The sequence below is a fragment of the Thioalkalivibrio sp. HK1 genome, assembly GCA_000583135.1.
Classification (GTDB): domain Bacteria; phylum Pseudomonadota; class Gammaproteobacteria; order HK1; family HK1; genus HK1.
In genome coordinates this window covers 33036-50822 of the sequence record JFBG01000080.1, presented here as the reverse complement: position 1 = coordinate 50822, position 17787 = coordinate 33036, and the positions used below count along the sequence as shown (strand labels likewise).

Genomic DNA, 17787 nt, shown 5'->3' with positions numbered 1-17787 from the left:
TCGTTTGATCGAGGATATCCTCGCTTGGCAAGCCCAAGATCCGCACGGAATCTTTCGCTCCAACCTCCCGGCCTTGGGCGGGTGGCACAGCCCGACCGATATGCATCTGCGCCCTTCGTTTACCGAGATCACCGAGGAGATCTTCGAACTGCTCCACGGTGTCTTCCTCGATCAGGGCTATGATGACGGCTTCGAACCGGTATGCGATTCGATGTGGGCCAATATCAACCCGCCGGGGGCTTTCAACCGCCACCATAGCCATCCGAACGCCCTTTGGAGCGGGGTCTATTATGTCCATACCCCCGACGATTGCGGGCTGCTTTGCCTCACCGATCCGAGATCGCAAGCCCATGTATTGACCGGGCATTTCGATCCGATGAGGCGATCGCCCCATAGTCGAGAGGATATCCACTATCAACCCTTTGCGGGAAAACTGATCGTCTTTCCCGGCTGGCTGGTGCACTCGACGAATCCGAATCTTGCGAAATCCAATGATGCATCGGAAAAAAATGCGTCAAAAGCCACGCCGGCAACCGCCCTCGAAGTGCAAAGGATCAGCATCAGTTTCAATTTCCGCCAACGAAAAAAGGGGAGCGATCCGAAAAAAGCCCCGGCCAACGAGATCGTAAGGGGGGATCTGCGGGCAAGACACAGATGAATCCGGCTAACTATCGAAAAGCGATATCGAAAGATGATATCGGCAAAGAAAAAACCCGCGACATCGGTCGATGTGAAACTTGATGCTTGCGAGCGCCGACAAAGCCCCCTTTTCCATTGACAACCGCGTTGTTTACTGCTATAAGATAGATACCAGTTCGAATCACCCTTTTCCAGGGATCGATGTCGCCTAGGACGCTCGAAATTCCGGGCGATGGCCGCTGTCTCATCGCCGTTTCGAATGTCGAGCACCCGTTGTCGTGAAGGTGATAGTATCGATGGAGGCCAGTATCGAAGGCCGATCATCGAACCCGACGATGCCGATTCGAATGCGGCGAGCGTGTCGGGGCATCGGGTATCAAAGACGCAATTTCGGCCACGATAACTTCAAAAAGGAAGGATAGTCGAATGAAATCGAACCATCAATCGATAACATCGGATTCCAAGCGACGGATCCGTCTTTTCGACCCGTCATTTTCGAGAAGTCTTGAAAGATGCGCTCGAACATTCGCCTGCCGAGTCCTCTCCTTTTTTCGATCGGCCAGACAATCAGTGAAATCCCCGCTCGCCCTTCGCCGAGAGGCGTTTGGCCATGACGAGCGGAAAAATCCCTCGTCGGATAGGAACAAGATCCGCCTCGGTCGTTATTCGCCGCTTTTGTTGTGGCTCGTTGCGGGAGTGGCTTCAGCGCAAGTGGTTCCGTCGTTTGTGAAAATTCAATACTCTCCATCGGGACCTTTGACGGTGAACGAAGGAGAATCGATCACCATCACCGCCTCTCTCAGAGAAGCATGGCGGATCAATCGGGGGGCCAATCTAGAGACTTCGCATCCGGACGTCAGCTACTCCCCATCCAGAGTCTTTTTTCCTGCGAACGACGGAAGCTCTCGTACCTTCACCATCTCCGTCGCCCATGACGATGATGCCCTCGATGAGACGACGACGCTCGTCTTTTTCGATGATCTTTGCACCACCGCTTGGTGGCACCCCGGCAATCCCTATGGGACAACCGGTAATTTCGACCCCGCACAGAGCTGGTGCATCGTAGTAACCCTCAATATCATCGACGACGAGGCATCGGGAACGATCGATGTTTCCCCGTCGGGATCGCTGACATTGGCGGAGGGACAATCCAAGAGCATCGATATCACGCTCAGCGAAGAGCCGGATGACGATGTAACCGTCTCCCTTTCGAGCGGAAATTCCGACATCTCTTTCTCCCCCGCTTCATTGACCTTCACCCCGTCGAATTATTCCACCGCACAACAGTTGACTGTCCTTGCGGCCCACGACTTCGACCACTTGGACGAAAACGAGACCATCACCCTTTCGGCCACGGGAGGATTCGTCGCTCCGGATACCGAAATACCGGTCACGATCACCGACGACGACGAGTTGGATCTCTACCTGACCGCCACCTCCTTGAAATTGCAAGAAGGCGAAAACGGCACCTTCCAAGTGCGCTTGGGGACGCAACCCTCACAGGATGTCACGGTCACCGTGCGCTCCTCCTTCCGCGTCGCATCCGTCGATACCGACCCCAATACTGCAGGCAATCAAGATACGATCCTCTTCGCCCGAACCGGCTCGGCGAACGCTTGGAGCGAATACCGTCAGGTGATCGTCACCGCGACCCAAGATGACGATGCGAGAAACGAGACGGCCACCATCTCCTTGACCGCAGCGGGCGGGGACTACCAAGACGAGTCCGCAAGCGTTGCCGTGACCATCACCGACGACGAGAAGCCGAGGATTCTGATATCGACCACCACCTTGTCCGTGCCGGAAGGCGGATGCACCACCTTCGGAGTACGCCCGGCGACCCGACCCACGGCGAATATCAAGGTGAACTCGTATTCGCTCAAACGAGGAGAACTGTCCTCGGACGGCACTTATTATCGATATAAAAATACAACCGACATTTGGACTCACCCGAGAGACTTGCACTTCAATCGATATGGCCAGACGAACGCTTGGAACCAGTACCAAGACTTGAGCGTCTGTGCGAATCACGACGACGACAAACAAGACGATGGGCCTTACAGATTGTTGATTCTCGGAGTCGGGGGGGATTACCAAAGCGTTTCCTCCTATCCCTACTCAGTCGATATCACCGTCATCGACGACGACAGTCCGGGAACGATCGAAGTTTCTCCGGCGGGAAGCCTCGACATCGACGAAGACGAGATTGGATCCCTCCAAGTCCATCTCTCGGCGGCCCCGAAAGTCGACGTGACCGTTTCTCTTTCGAATGCGAATCCGGATATCGTTCTCTCCCCGCCCTCCTTGACCTTCACCCCATCGAATTACTCGACCGCGCAATCCGTCACCGTCGCCGCTTCTCAAGACGCCGACTTTATGGACGATACCGACACCATCACCCTATCCGCCTCGGGGGGAAGATACGACGGTGCCGCTTCCGTCGAAAAAGCGGTCGTCGTCACCGACGACGAGGTGGGTTTCGACATCACCCCCACCTCGTTGACCTTGGCCGAGGGTGGACAAAGCACCTTCCAAATACGATTGAAAGAGCAGCCGGCGGCCGATATGAGGGTGATTTTCGGCGTGACCGATGAAAACTCGCAGCAAGGAGGAGCGGCCGACCGACTCACGCTCGATGCCGACCCGAATACCGACGGCAACCAGATCACGCTCGTCTTCGCCCGAACCGGCCAGGAGAACGCTTGGAATCAATCTCGAACGATTGCCGTCTCGGCCGGTCACGACGATGATGGGAGCGACGAATCGCTGCGTATTTCCCTTTCGGTGGAGGAAGGGGATGATGTCATCTTGAATGCGATGAGTTTGGGAGTTAGCGTTATCGATGACGATCGGACAAAACCCTCGGGAACGATTCTGATTTCCCCGGCCGGGGATCTCTACATCGACGAAGGGGACTTCGGAGCCATCACCGTCAGCCTTTCGACCGTCCCGATCGCGGATGTGAGCGTCACCCTCTCGAAGACCAATCCCGATATCACCCTTTCTGCGAGTTCCCTGACCTTCAACGTCTCGAACTATTCGACGGCGCAGACCGTCATCGTCTCCGCCGCCTCGGACGCCGATGACGTCGACGACGCCGACACCATCACCTTGAGCGCCACCGGCGGCATCGTCGCCCCGCAGGTCACCAAAACCGTCGCGATCAACGATCTCTCGACGGCCACGAATACGACGACGCCATCGGGAACGCTCATCTTGGAGCCCGCGGGTTATTTATCCGTCGACGAAGGTGGTTCGAAGACCTTCACCGTTCGCCTCTCGATCGCCCCGATCGCGGATGTGAGCGTCGCCCTTTCGAAGAACAACTCGGATATCACCCTTTCTACGAATTCTCTGACCTTCACCCCCTCGAACTATTCGACGGCGCAGACCGTTACCGTCTCCGTCGCCCACGATGCCGACGCCGATGCGGAGTTCGGTGCCATCACCCTATCCGCCAGCGGCGGCATCGTCGCCCCCGAGGCGAAAAAGAACGTCTCGATCGAAGATGACGAGGTGGCCGGGGCCATCTTCATAGAGCCCACCGCTTCGCTGGACTTGGATGAGGGAGAATCGGGGGAATTCACCGTCCGACTCTTGGGCGACCCGAATGCGGACGTAACCGTCACCCTTACCAAAACCAATCCCGATATCACCCTTTCTGCGAATTCCCTGACCTTCACCCCCTCGAACCATTCGACGGCGCAGACCGTTACCGTTCTGGCCGTTCAGGATGCCGATGCCGACGACGAGTCCGATACCATCACCCTGACCGCCGCCGGCGGTATCGTCGCCGAGCGAGTGACCAAGGCGGTTTCGGTGGACGACGACGAAGTCGCCGGAACGCTCATCTTGGAGCCTGCGGACTCCTTGGCCATCGCCGAGGGGGATTCCAAGACCTTCACCGTTCGCCTTTCGAACGCCCCGAACGGGGATGCGATCGTCACCCTTACGAAGACCGATCCCGATATCACCCTTTCTGCGGATTCCCTGACCTTCACCGCCTCGAACTATTCGACGGCGCAGAGCGTCACCGTCCTCGCTCCCCAAGACGATGACGCCACCAGCGAATCCGACACCATCACCTTGACCGTCACCGGCGGCATCGTCGCCCCCCAAGCGACGAAGACCGTCACGGTCGCCGACGACGACGCCCCCTCGGGCACGATCATCACCAGCCCCGCCGGCGCGTTGACCATCGCCGAGGGAGGCTCGGCGAGCATCGCCGTCCAGCTCTCGACGGCACCGAACGCCGATGTCACCGTGACCCTTTCGAAGACCGACGATGCCCTCTCCCTCGACAAGACATCTGTGACCTTCACCCCCTCGAACTGGAACCAAGCGCAAAGCATCGTCGCCTCCTCCCTGGCCGACAACGATACCGACGATGATCGCATCGATATCTCCTTGGTCGCCTCCGGCGGCATCAACGCCCCCGAGACCGTGGTGACGGTCATGATCGAAGACGGCAACCTCCCCGGGGGGCTTTCGCTATCCCCCTCGATGCTGGAGGTGATCGGGGGCGATAGCGCAACCTTGAGCCTGTCCCTTGCATCGAAGCCCAGCACGGATGATATCGTCCAGGTCTTCCTTTCCAAGACCGACCCGAATCTCTCCCTCGAACCCGCATCGCTGACCTTCGACGCCTCGAACTGGAATCAAGCGCAATCGGTCGTCCTGAACGCCGCCGTCGTTGCGCTGCAAGGCTCCGATACCCTCACCTTGAGCGTCTCCGGCCAAGGCAACTACGCCATGGTCGACGATACGACGCTCCCCGTGCGCATCCTCGAGGCCCCGGGGGCGTTCTCCCTCTCCCCCGAAAGCCAAAGCGTGATCGAAGGCGGAGCGGCGGTGCAGTTGGAGACCAGGCTCCAGACCCGACCGCTCGGAGCGACCAGCGTGACCATCACCTTCACCGCCGACCGTTCGGGGGTCAGGATTTCGCCAGCGGTGCTCATCTTCCCCGCCGATGGCTGGCACATCCCCCGCACCGTCGAAGTCGAAGCCGTCGACGATGCGAATACCCTCGACGAGGAAGTCGCTATTTCCGCCGTCGCCGTCGGCGGGAACTACGGCAATGTGCAGCAAAGCGCCAAAGTGCTGGTTCAAGACGACGATGACGAATCGATCCCGCTGCCACCGATCCGCACCCAAGCGCTGGCCTTGCCGCAAAGCGATGCCCAGGACAGCGCCACCATCCGCGTGCGCTGCATCCAGGATTCACCTTGCGATGTCGTGCTCGATTGCCACGCCCAAGCCGACGGCTCGGCCTTCGAAGCCTCGCTCCCCGATCCCATCCCCGCTTGGGGAGCGATCGCACTGAGTTCCGAGGATATCGAGCGCCTTAGCGGGGCTTCGTGGGCCGGCAAGGGTCGATTGGGTTGCGCTTTGCGGAGCCAAGCGGGGTTGAGCGCCCAAGTCTGGACCCACTCCGGCGATGGGGTCTTGGTCAACAACTCGGCTTTCATCCGAAGCGTCCCCGATGGAGCGATGCACCGAGCGGATATCGAATCGATACCGACACCCGATGGTCTGGAGGATACGAATATCCGCATCCGCTGCCTCGCCCCGCTCGGCAGCGATTGCGCCATCGCCGATTTCTCCTGCTACGACGACGACGGCATCCGCTACGAGGGCGATATCGGCACCATCGAACGTTTGAGGGTGCGCCACCTGCAAACGACGGATCTGGCCGAACTCATCGACCACCGGTGGCAAGGGATGGGACTCGTTTGCGAACTGCGCTCGAGCGCTCCCTTCACGGTACAGGTGCTGACCCGCACCGGCGGCGGTGGGGCCTTGGTCAACAACAGCGCAACGGGGGCACCATAAAACGGCAATATGAATCGACAAGCGGCGAGACTCGAATTTCGCCCGCAAGATCCATCGAGCAGGTATCGAATATGGGCGATGGCTTATCTCTTGGCGCTCGATCAGATGATCGAAGGATGCAAGGGCAAGGGATGAACGGCATCACGAAAGCGCTCTTCGACGGCTTCGCTCGAGAGCTCGATCTTCCGAAGAATGCGATCGCCGTCGAGTACGAAGGAAAGGCTTCCTGTCGATGGGGCATCGAGGTCTTTTGGCCTCAAAGCCATCCCAACAAGGACTACGCGATCTCGACATTCACGGCCGCCAAGCGCATCGAGGAGGCGTTGGGCGCCGGCCGCTTCCAGTCCACCGACGGAAAACCCATCGACGAGGTGCTGGCACTCTTCCTCGATAACCGAAAGAAAGGGAGGAACGCCGGGCGCAAGAACGGACGGCTACGGTTCCACTTCGTCGATGTCGAAGAGGAAGAGCGCAGGCGACAGGCGCGATCGGCCAATGCCAACCCTCGAAAGAGGAAGCCGGGGCAGGTGAACATCACCCAAACCATCAAGCAAGGTTTTTCGGAAGAGCTCGGTCTGTCGAAGGACGGCATCGATGTCGAGGTGGTAAGGTTCTGGGCGGACGAGTTGGCAAGTCAGTGGAATGTCTACATCAAGTTCCCGGAAGATCATCCTACCACCGAGCCTCGATTGGCCGTGAAGCGAGCGGCATCGATCGTCGAGGCATCGGTGCCCGGCGGCCGGTTCGAGTTTTCCAATCACCCGAGCGACGATCCCGACGACACATACATCGAATTCGAGTTTTTGAAAGACAGACCGGTCGAGGCCGGATCATCGTCCCTTGGGGCCTTGGCTTCGAAAAGCGACGATGACGAGGGCGGCATCGGTGGATGGGTGCTGGCGGGGGCGATCATCCTCTTCGTCGTCTTCGTGCTCGACGTTTGATCGGGGAGTATGGTCGGTCAGGTGCAGCACCCGGCATCATCGAGGAGACCGTGGACGCAATACCGAGGGCGATCGCTCCGATCGCCTCGGGTCTTCGATCGATGATACGCAAAACATCGGCTCCCTCTGCTTGGATAGCCCCGAGGCGGGGCCGATGGCTTCGGCCTTTCGCCCCCTTCGGATCACCTCCATGAGCCGCCTTCGATCCTCGGATTCAAGGAGCGAGGATTCCTATCCTCGTTTTAACCTGCAAGGCGATATGGATGCCCTCTCGCTAGCGGATTTTCCTTACTCCAATCGTTGTTTGTGGGAATATATCGAGCGATCTTTCTATATCCCATACTATCCATCGAAGCGATAGCGATATAAACGCCGGTATCGTAGGCTCTCGACCGATCTTGCTCCTTAGGTTTTTTCGCAAAACTCAAGGTCGTTTTTTTCAACTCGGAGATTTGACCCGATGATCGAAAACCGGCAGCAGCAGGCGAATCGACTGACCACCGCCTTGGAACTCACATTGCCTCCGGTGGCCATGGCCCTTTGCAACGAAGCCCCGGCGGGGGTATCCGATTTCGCCGGCAGCGCGCCTGCCGGATGCGTCTTTTGGCAAGAAGCGACCAAGCGCACCTTTTCGACCTCGGCTTCGGATCATGCGCTTTGCTCGATCGGGATCCACACCATGAATCTCGAGAACGCCCCCGAAGCGCAGCCCGAAGAACTGCGCGCATCGTTGGAGGCAATGACCGGTCTTGGATATGTCAGCCCCGAGGAGGTGGCGGCGATCCCGACCGCTCCCCTACCGAGCCGTCATGCGGTCTACGGCCCGTTGAGCGATTTTCCGATCGAGCCCGATGTGGTGTTGCTTTTCGTCGATGCCCGTCAATCCTTGGTGCTAAGCGAAGCCGCTTCCCGCGTCGACGCCGACCTGCCGGCGGCGATGGGTCGCCCCGCCTGTGCCGGAGTGGCAAAAGCCCTCGAAGGGCGAGCGGTCATGAGCCTTGGTTGTTGCGGAGCCAGAGCCTATCTCGATGCCTTGAACGACAGCACCGCCTTGTGGGCGCTCCCGGCAAAAAACCTCGATCGTTATTGCGAGGAGATCGAGTCCTTCGCCCAAGCGAACAAGATTCTCGGCGCCTTTCATCGTCGGCGACGTCAAGACGTCCAAGCGGGCGAGCGACCGAGCGTCAACGATTCCTTGGCTCGGATCTCCTGAAAAACGATCGAATCGAGCCGATCCCCGCCATGCCTCCCGCCGAAGCCCCGGCATCGAAAAGCCAAGAGCCGGGCTTTAAGGATTCTTTTTTCGGGTAGGGTCAAGGTCGAGCGAGGATGCCGCCGGCCGATCGGCAAGGCCTCGCCCTTCTTATCGGAGCGATCGATGATCGTTTTCGAAAGGATTTTTCGTCTTCGCCCGCATCGAGAGATCCGCTCCCTTCGATCGAAGATATAACCGGGCAACCCCATAAGATTGTCGAGTGTCGAATATTGAAACTTCAAGCGATCCGAACTTGGGCGGTGGCACCACCCGACGGTATCGGCGGTCGGTTTTGGCTCATCGTCAAAATCACGACCGATAGCAAAATCGAGGGAATCGGGGAATGCTACGGCATCCCCTTCTCATCCGATATCGCCTGCAAGATGGTGGAGGATACCTTCGCTCGCTTCGTCGCCGGCGAGGATCCGCATCATATCGAAACCCTTTTTCGGCGGGTCTATTCCGCCGGTTTCACCCAACGCCCGGATCTCACGCTGATGGGGGTCTTCAGCGGCATCGAGATCGCGATCTGGGATATCCTGGGCAAGATGGCTGATGCGCCGGTCCATCGACTGCTCGGGGGGAAATTTCACGAACGCCTGCGCACCTACACCTATCTCTACCCCGAAAACCCCGGCGACCTAAAAGCCCCCGATGTCTACCACGACGGCGATATCGCAGCGGAGCGGGCCTTGCACTACCTCGACTTGGGATTCAGCGCGATCAAACAGGATCCGGCCGGGCCTTATGGTTTCCAAGGCGGGCGCGAACTCTCCCGCAAGGAACTCGCCCGTAGCGAATATTGCATGCGGCGTATCCGAGAAGCGGTCGGGGATCGAGCGGATATCCTTTTCGGCACTCACGGACAAATGACCACTTCATCCGCCATCCGTCTCGCCCGGCGGATCGAGCCTTACGATCCGCTGTGGTTCGAAGAGCCCTGTCCGCCGGATCAGATGGAGGCCATCGGCAAGGTGGCAAGATCCACATCCATCCCCGTGGCCACCGGCGAACGCCTGACCACCCGGGTGGAATTCCATCAGGCTCTCAAAGCGGGGGTGAGTATCTTGCAGCCGAATGTGGGGCGAAGCGGCGGCATCTGGGAGACCAAGAAGATCGCGCAGATGGCCGAACTCTTCAACGCCCAAATCGCCCCGCATATCTACTGCGGCCCCATCGCCCACGCCGCAGCGGCGCATCTTTCCTTCGGCTGCCCGAATTTCCTGATCTTGGAGACCATCCAAAGCCCCTTTCACGACGCCATCTTGAAAAAGCGCCTGCGCTGGGAGGATGGCTACATGCTTGCCCCCGAAGAGCCGGGGCTGGGGATCGAACTCGATGAGGAAGTTGCGCTCGCACACTCGGCGCCGGCCGGCAGCGGCTTGCACTTGGAAATGTGCCAAGTCCCGCTACCGTCGGATAACGAGAAGACCATCACCGAGCTTTGACTTCGAAAGGCGAGGGCGAAAAGCGAGGGAGAGTGTCCGTCCTCGGCAACTCCATCGATGCGATGTCGATGCCAAGCAAGTCGTCCTCGGCGGGGAGCCATGCGCGTCCCCAATCGCAGCGCCTCGGGGGCGAAAACAGGTTCTATCAAGGCAGCTGCGTCGTTCCCGAAAGGAAGCGATCGATTTCCCTCGCCGCCTCCCTTCCCTCGTTGATCGCCCGCACCACGAGCGACTGTCCGCTGCGACAATCGCCGGCGGCGAAGACCTTGGGAACCGACGTGCGATATTCGCCCTTGATCGCCCGATAGTTCGTTTGATCGTCGAGTTCAAGCCCCAAAGGCTCGCTGACCCCATGCTCGGGGCCTAGATAACCCAAGGCGAGGAAAACGAGATCCGCCTCCCATAGACGCTCGGATCCGGCCACGGGTTGCATCCGACCATTATCGAGCGCCATATCCACGGTCTTCACCCCGGTGAGAACGCCCTCGTCGTTGCCGACGAATTCGGTGGTCGATATCGAGTAGACCCGGGGATCTCGATCGAATTTCGCCTGCGCTTCCTGGTGGGCGTAATCGACGCGAAAGACATGAGCCCACGTGGGCCATGGATTGGTCTGCGCCCGGGCTGCGGGCGGAACGGGAAAGAGCTCGAAATTCACGAGGCTGCGACAACCATGACGCAGCGAGGTTCCGATGCAATCGGCACCGGTATCGCCGCCGCCGATCACGATCACCCGCCGACCTTCGGCGTCGATGAATCGATCGTCGGCGTAATTCGGATCCAACAGGCGGCGGGTGTTCTCGGTCAGAAAATCCATCGCGAAATGAACGCCTTCGAGCGCACGACCCGGGATCGGCAGATCGCGGGGGATGGTGGCCCCGGTGGTCAATAACAAGGCATCGGATTCGGCCAGCAAGCGATCGATCGAAACCGTGCCATCGAGGCCGTTGCCGACATTCGATCCGGTGATGATTTCGATGCCCTCTTCGCGCATCAACGCGATCCTTCTATCGACCACGTCTCGTTTATCGAGCTTCATATTGGGGATGCCGTACATCAGCAACCCCCCGACCCGATCTTCGCGTTCGTGGATCCTTACCGTATGCCCGGCTTGATTCAGCTGGGCCGCGGCCGCCAAGCCCGCAGGACCGGAACCGATGATCGTGACCTTGCATCCGGTGCGCACCTGCGGGGATCGAGCCTGCACCCAACCTTCCGCAAAACCGCGCTCGATGATCGCAAGCTCGATATTCTTGATGGAAACCGCAGGTTCGGAGATCCCCAAAACGCAGGACTCCTCGCACGGAGCGGGGCAGACCCGCCCGGTGAACTCCGGGAAGTTATTGGTCTTGTGCAGGCGATCGAGAGCCTCTTGCCAGTAGCCCTTCCAGACCAGATCGTTCCATTCCGGGATCAGATTGTGGATGGGGCAACCACTGCGTCCGGTGACCAGATCGGGGGATTGGCAAAAAGGCACCCCGCAGTCCATGCAGCGCGCCGCCTGTCGACGCAGGAGATTCTCGTCGGCATCGGGATCGGTATAGACCTCGTCGAAATCGACGAGTCGGGCGAGGGGTTCGCGCCACGGAACGGGCTCGCGGGCGAATTCGGTAAAGCCGGTCGGCTTACCCACCGGCCGCCACCTGCTGCCTCGCCTCGGCCGCATCATCGCCGACCGACAAGGCCTCATCATTGCAAGATTGACGAATCCCCTTCATATCCCTCTCCTTGGAGGCTTCGAGCGCCCGACGATAATCCACCGGCATCACCTTGACGATCCTCGCCAAGGACTGCGGCCAATCCTCGAGCAAGGTGCGAGCCACTTCGGAGCCGGTGGCGACCCGGTGTCGCTCGATCCGATCCCTTAGCCATGCGATCTCCGATTCTTCGACCACCTCTTCGAGATCCACCATATCGAGATTGCAACGGCTGCCGAAGCGTCCATCGACATCGAGAACGTAGGCGATCCCTCCGCTCATGCCCGCTGCGAAATTGCGGCCGGTGGGACCCAAGATCAACACCCGTCCACCGGTCATGTATTCGCAGCCGTGATCCCCGACCCCTTCGACCACCGCCGTCGCTCCGCTGTTGCGCACCCCGAAGCGCTCGGCGGCGATCCCCCGAAAGAAGCACTCCCCGGCGGTGGCGCCGTAAAGCACCACATTGCCGATCAAGATCTGCTTCTCGGCCGCAAAAGGGCTGGCTTTCGGGGGATAGACGATGATGCGCCCCCCGGATAGACCCTTGCCGACATAGTCGTTGGCATCGCCCTCGATCTCCAAGGTGATGCCCGGGGCGAGAAAAGCCCCGAAACTTTGACCGGCGCTGCCGGTGAAACGAAAGCGAAGGGTATCGTCGGGCAGCGCCTTCGACCCCCGGCGCCGCACGAGGCGATGCGAGAGCATCGTGCCCACCACTCGATCGGTATTTCGGATCGGCAGTTCATGCACCACTTTCTCGCCCGTGGCAAGCGCAGGCTCGGCCAATTCGATCAGGCGATGATCCAAGGCGCCTTCGAGGCCGTGATCCTGATCGTGAATATGATGGACTCCGAGGCAATCGACGGGCTTGCGAACCGGGGTGATGATCGCCGAGAGGTCGATCCCCTTCGCTTTCCAGTGATCGCTTTCTTCGGCCGAGAGCAGATCCACCCGCCCGATCATCTCATCGACCTTGCGAAGACCGAGATCGGCCATGATCCGGCGCAGCTCCTCGGCGACCATGAAAAGATAGTTGATGACATGCTCGGGAGCGCCGGAAAACTTCTTGCGCAACGCCGGATTTTGGGTGGCGATCCCCACCGGGCAGGTATTGAGATGGCATTTGCGCATCATGATGCAGCCCAGCGTGATCAACGGAGCGGTGGAAAATCCGAATTCCTCGGCTCCGAGCAAGGCGGCGATCGCCACATCGCGTCCGGTCTTGAGTTGGCCATCGGTTTGCAAGGTCACCCTCGAGCGCAGGTTGTTCATCACCAGCACTTGATGGGTCTCGGCGATCCCCAGCTCCCAGGGCAAGCCCGCATGCTTGATCGAGGTCAAGGGCGAAGCCCCGGTCCCGCCGCTGTCGCCGGCGATCACCAGATGATCCGCCCTGGCTTTGACCACCCCTGCGGCCACCGTCCCGACGCCGACTTCGGATCCGAGCTTGACGCTGATACGAGCGTCGGGGTTGGCGTTCTTGAGATCGTGGATCAGCTGGGCAATATCCTCGATGGAGTAGATATCATGGTGCGGGGGCGGGCTGATCAGCCCCACCCCGGGGGTGGAGTGGCGCAGCCAAGCGATATAGTCGTCGACCTTGCCCCCGGGGAGCTCCCCGCCCTCCCCGGGCTTGGCTCCCTGCACGATTTTGATCTGGATCTCGTCGGCGGCGGCGAGATATTCGATGGTCACCCCGAAACGACCGCTGGCCACTTGCTTGATCGCCGATCGCCTCGAATCGCCGTTGGGATCGACCTCGGATCGCGCCGGATCCTCGCCGCCCTCGCCGGTATTGGACTTGCCTCCGATGCGATTCATGGCGATGGCGAGGGTCTCGTGGGCCTCGCTCGACAGCGAGCCGAAGCTCATGGCCCCGGTGGCGAAACGCCGCACGATCTCGCTTGCGGGCTCGACCTCGGATAGTGGCACCGGCGATGTCGAGGAGCGAAAGCGCAGCAGCCCGCGCAAGGTCGCATGGCGGGTGGTTTGTTCATTGGCGTGACGGGCGAAACGCCAGTAGGCCTCTTCGTCGTCACTGCGGGCGGCGACCTGTAAATGGGCGATCGAATCCGGATCCCACAGGTGGATCTCGCCGTGGCGGCGCCAGTGAAAATCGCCGGGGTTCGACAATACCGGCAAGGCCGCACCGGGGCCTGCGGGGAACCCCGAGGCGTGTCGCCTTTGCATTTCCTCGGCCAACTGATCAAATCCGAGCCCTTGCACCCGACTCGCCGTGCCGCTAAAGCAGCGATCGACGACCTCGTCGGCCAAGCCGACGATCTCGAATATCTGCGCCCCTTTATAGGACTGCAAGGTGGATATCCCCATCTTGGCCATCACCTTGAGCATGCCCTTGGCCACCGCCTTGCGGTAGGCGGCGGTGATCTTCGCGTCGTCGTCCAAGGCATCGGCATCCGCGGTATGGCCTTTGCGGCGCGCATCCCACAACGCCTCGAAGGCCAGCCAGGGATTGATGGCATCGGCGCCGTAACCGACCAACAGACAGTGGTGATGGACCTCTCGAGCCTCGCCGGTCTCGACGATCAAACCGACCCGGGTGCGCTCTCGGGTATGCACCAAATGATGGTGCACCGCCCCGACCGCGGCCAAGGCGCTGATCGGCACCCGATCCGGGGCGATGCTTCGATCGCTCAAAATGATCAATGCCGCTTTCTCGGCGACCGCCGCGCTCGCCTTACGGCAAATTCGATCCAAGGCCTCGACCAAGCCCGCACGACCCGAATCGCGCGGGAAGGTGATATCGATGGTATGCGCCCGCCAACCCGGGCGATCGATCCGCGCCAAGGCCGCCAGATCCTCGTTGGAAAGGATCGGATGGGGAAGGTGCAAGCGATGGGCGTGCACCTCGCCGGGGTCGAGTAGGTTGCGCTCGGGACCGATGAAGCACTCCAACGCCATCACCACTTCCTCGCGGATGGAATCGATGGCGGGGTTGGTCACTTGGGCGAATAGCTGACGGAAATAGTCGTAGAGCATGCGGGGCCTTTCCGACATCACCGCCAAGGCGCTGTCGTTGCCCATCGACCCTAAGGGATCGCGCAATTCACGCACCAACGGCAAGAGCATGAACTGCATGGTCTCGGCGGTATAGCCGAAGGCCTGCATCCTTGCCATCAGGCGATCCGAATCGAGTCCCGGGACATCGCTCGGCAGCGGCAGATCGGCAACTTCGATGCGTTGTCGCTCGAGCCATGCGCCGAAGGGGTGGCGCTGCGCCACCTCGGACTTGATCTCGTGATCGGGGATCATGCGCCCCGCTTTGAAATCGATCAGAAACATCCGCCCGGGCTGCAAACGACCCTTCTCGATCACCCTCGCCGGATCGATATCCACCACCCCGACTTCGGAGGCCATCACGCACAGACCGTCATCGGTGATGGAATAGCGAGAGGGACGCAAACCGTTGCGATCGAGGACCGCCCCGATATAGGCCCCGTCGGTAAAGGCGATCGAAGCCGGGCCGTCCCAAGGCTCCATCAAACAAGAGTGGTATTCATAAAAAGCGCGTTTATCCGCCGACATCGAGGCATCTTGCTGCCACGCTTCGGGGATCATCATCAACACCGCCTCGGGCAAGGAGCGCCCGGTCATCAACAGGAATTCCAGCACATTGTCGAAGGTGCCCGAATCCGAGCAATCGGGCTCGACCACGGGGAACAAGCGGGATAGATCCTCTTCGAAGAGATCGCTTTCGAGCACCCCTTGCCGGGCATTCATCCAGTTGCGATTGCCGAGCAGGGTGTTGATCTCCCCGTTATGACTCATCAATCGATTGGGTTGCGCCCGATCCCATGAGGGAAAGGTATTGGTCGAAAACCTCGAATGGACCATCGCAAGGTGGGAGGCGAACTCGGGATCGTCGAGATCGGGGTAGAAGGCGAAGAGCTGGGGCGGGGTCAGCATCCCCTTGTAGACGATGATCCCCGCCGATAAAGAGACCACGTAAAAGGTCGAATCCGAATCCCGATGATCGCTCGGATCGCTCGCAACCGGCGTCGCATGCGCAAGGTGAGTGGCATGCTTGCGGATGAGATAGAGGGAACGCTCGAAAGCCTTGTCCTCGATCCCGTCGGCGGCGGCGATGAAGAGCTGCTCGATACGAGGCATGGCGGCGCGGGCCGCCCCCCCGATATCGGCGGCATCGGGATCGATCGGCAATGGCCTCCAGCCGATGATTGCCTGCCCCGCCTCCGCCGTGCAGCGCTCGAAGACCTCCTTGCAGCGCCGCGCGGCCGTCTCCTCGTGCGGCAAGAAGACGAGTCCGACACCGTAGCGCCCCGCCCGCGGTAAATCGACGCCCAAGGACTCCTTCGCCTTGCGTACGAGAAAATCATGGGGGATGGCGGTCAAAATCCCGGTTCCATCGCCGGTATTGGATTCGTAGCCAATCCCTCCTCGATGCACCATCGAGCAGTTCATCTGCTTGGCATGCTCGATGATGCGACGGCTCGATCGACCATGAATATCGCAGACGAAACCGACTCCGCAAGAGTCTTTTTCTTGCGCGGGATCGTAAAGACCCTGACGTTCGGGCCTTCGGGCGCGGGGGATCGCCGATATCCGTTGGGGCACGATTTTTGGAGACATCTGCACTCCGTTTCGAAAATCTCGACTGATAGATGATGCGCAAGGCCGCTGCTCATCGCTCGCTTCGGCGACGATGATCGATACGATGATCGATACCATGTTCGGCATATCGACGCTCGACACATCGGCGCTCGAAACATAAGCCGAACGAAAAAGACCGATACCGAGCCCGAGGATATCCCGACCGCACAAAGCGAGCCCGCCGAGCATCGACGGGGCGGCGATCGCCCTTGGCCGTTAGGGATCCTCTCCTGCGCAAGATAGCCAAATTGTACGATATGAGAACTTCCCCATCGACTCGCATCGAAGCGTATTCGCAAAATGGCGTGAATCCCCTTCTCGATCAAGCGAAGATCCCGTAAACCCTGTTGCCGTCGATCGTTGCCGCCGATCGGGCGACCTCGCACCGTGATCGTGCCCGAAAAAAAACGGTGCGAGAACGAACGAGAACGAATCCGCAGGATAACCCTCAAGTGCAACCAAGCGACACGCTGACGATTTCACTCTCCCTTGCGGCGGCGATCCTCTTCGCATTCGGCAACCAGTTCTCGCGCTTGGCACTTCGTTTCGTCGATTTTCGCACCGCCGCCTTGTGGCAGATCGGAGTCAGCGTCGGCGTCTATTGGCTCGCCAGCCCTTTTTATATGCAAGCCTGGTACTGGACGGCCTCGGTGATGCCGCTCCTGATCGCTCTGGGATTTTTGAGACCCTTGATCTCCGCCAATCTGGGCATGGCCGGCACCCGCATTCTCGGACCGACCATCAGCGCCACGCTGGCGGCGACCTCTCCCTTGTTCGGGGTCGCCCTCGGGGTGGTGCTGCTGGCGGAGACCCTGTCCTTGGAAATCGCCTTGGGCACCGCAGGGATCGTGGCCGGAGTCATTCTGATCTCGCTGCGCGGACGAAGCGCCCGTTCATGGCCGCTGATCGCCCTGCTCTTGCCCGTCGGCGCCGCCTTCATTCGTAGTCTCGTGCAGGCCTTTTCGAAGATCGCGCTGGACGAAATCCCGAGTCCTTTTTTCGTCGCCCTGATCGCTTACAGCGTCGCCTTCGTGTGCGCCTTGGCCGGCCATCTCTACCTGCGGCGGCCGATCCTGCGTAGCGTGCCTCCCGAGGGCATGCGATGGCTGATCGTCACCGGTATCGCCTACGGCGCCGCGGTGGTCACCGTCAACACCGCCTTGCTCGAAGGACGATTGGTCGTGGTCGCCCCGACCATCGCCTGCGCTCCGATCTTCACCCTCTTGCTCGGATCTTGGGTCTTCAAGGAAGAATCCATCAATCTGCGGGTGGCGATCGCGACCTTGACGGTGGCGGCGAGCGTGGCCCTGATCGGCTGGCAAGCATGATCTGGATCG

8 protein-coding genes are annotated in these 17787 nt (G+C 60.1%); 6 read left to right on the top strand and 2 right to left on the bottom strand.

Annotated elements, in window-relative coordinates; genetic code table 11:
* From BF99_RS21410 to BF99_RS0117690, 5 genes are all read left to right on the top strand, one after another.
* The coding region (locus tag BF99_RS21410; RefSeq protein WP_025772173.1) for a TIGR02466 family protein at nucleotides 1-658 on the top strand (658 nt) is incomplete at its 5' end.
* Between the two features lie 743 nt (nucleotides 659-1401).
* The gene (locus BF99_RS0117720) at nucleotides 1402-6471 is read left to right on the top strand and encodes a hypothetical protein (RefSeq protein ID WP_156013450.1); all 5070 of its coding nucleotides are present in this window, start codon (nucleotides 1402-1404) and stop codon (nucleotides 6469-6471) included.
* Between the two features lie 131 nt (nucleotides 6472-6602).
* Nucleotides 6603-7415, top strand: a complete 813-nt coding sequence (locus tag BF99_RS0117710) for a hypothetical protein (RefSeq protein WP_025772169.1) — start codon at nucleotides 6603-6605, stop codon at nucleotides 7413-7415.
* A gap of 460 nt (nucleotides 7416-7875) precedes the next feature.
* Nucleotides 7876-8628, top strand: a complete 753-nt coding sequence (locus BF99_RS0117700) for a DUF169 domain-containing protein (protein ID WP_025772165.1) — start codon at nucleotides 7876-7878, stop codon at nucleotides 8626-8628.
* A 272-nt stretch (nucleotides 8629-8900) separates the two neighbouring features.
* Nucleotides 8901-10118: a mandelate racemase/muconate lactonizing enzyme family protein gene (locus BF99_RS0117690; protein ID WP_025772161.1), complete on the top strand. Its 1218-nt coding sequence runs from the start codon at nucleotides 8901-8903 to the stop codon at nucleotides 10116-10118.
* A gap of 145 nt (nucleotides 10119-10263) precedes the next feature.
* Here BF99_RS0117690 and BF99_RS0117685 read toward each other — a convergent pair whose 3' ends face one another.
* Nucleotides 10264-11751, bottom strand: coding sequence for a glutamate synthase subunit beta (locus BF99_RS0117685; protein ID WP_025772159.1), 1488 nt, complete (start codon nucleotides 11749-11751; stop codon nucleotides 10264-10266).
* Nucleotides 11744-16429 carry a glutamate synthase large subunit gene (gene gltB, locus BF99_RS0117680; RefSeq protein WP_081759342.1) on the bottom strand — a complete coding sequence of 1562 codons (4686 nt, stop codon included), beginning with the start codon at nucleotides 16427-16429 and terminating at the stop codon, nucleotides 11744-11746. The genes BF99_RS0117685 and gltB overlap by 8 nt, the downstream gene beginning before the upstream one ends.
* A gap of 473 nt (nucleotides 16430-16902) precedes the next feature.
* Here gltB and BF99_RS0117670 point away from each other — a divergent pair, with 473 nt between their 5' ends.
* Complete coding sequence (locus BF99_RS0117670) at nucleotides 16903-17778, top strand: DMT family transporter (protein WP_156013448.1); 876 nt, start codon at nucleotides 16903-16905, stop codon at nucleotides 17776-17778.
* Nucleotides 17779-17787: the final 9 nt, after the last annotated feature.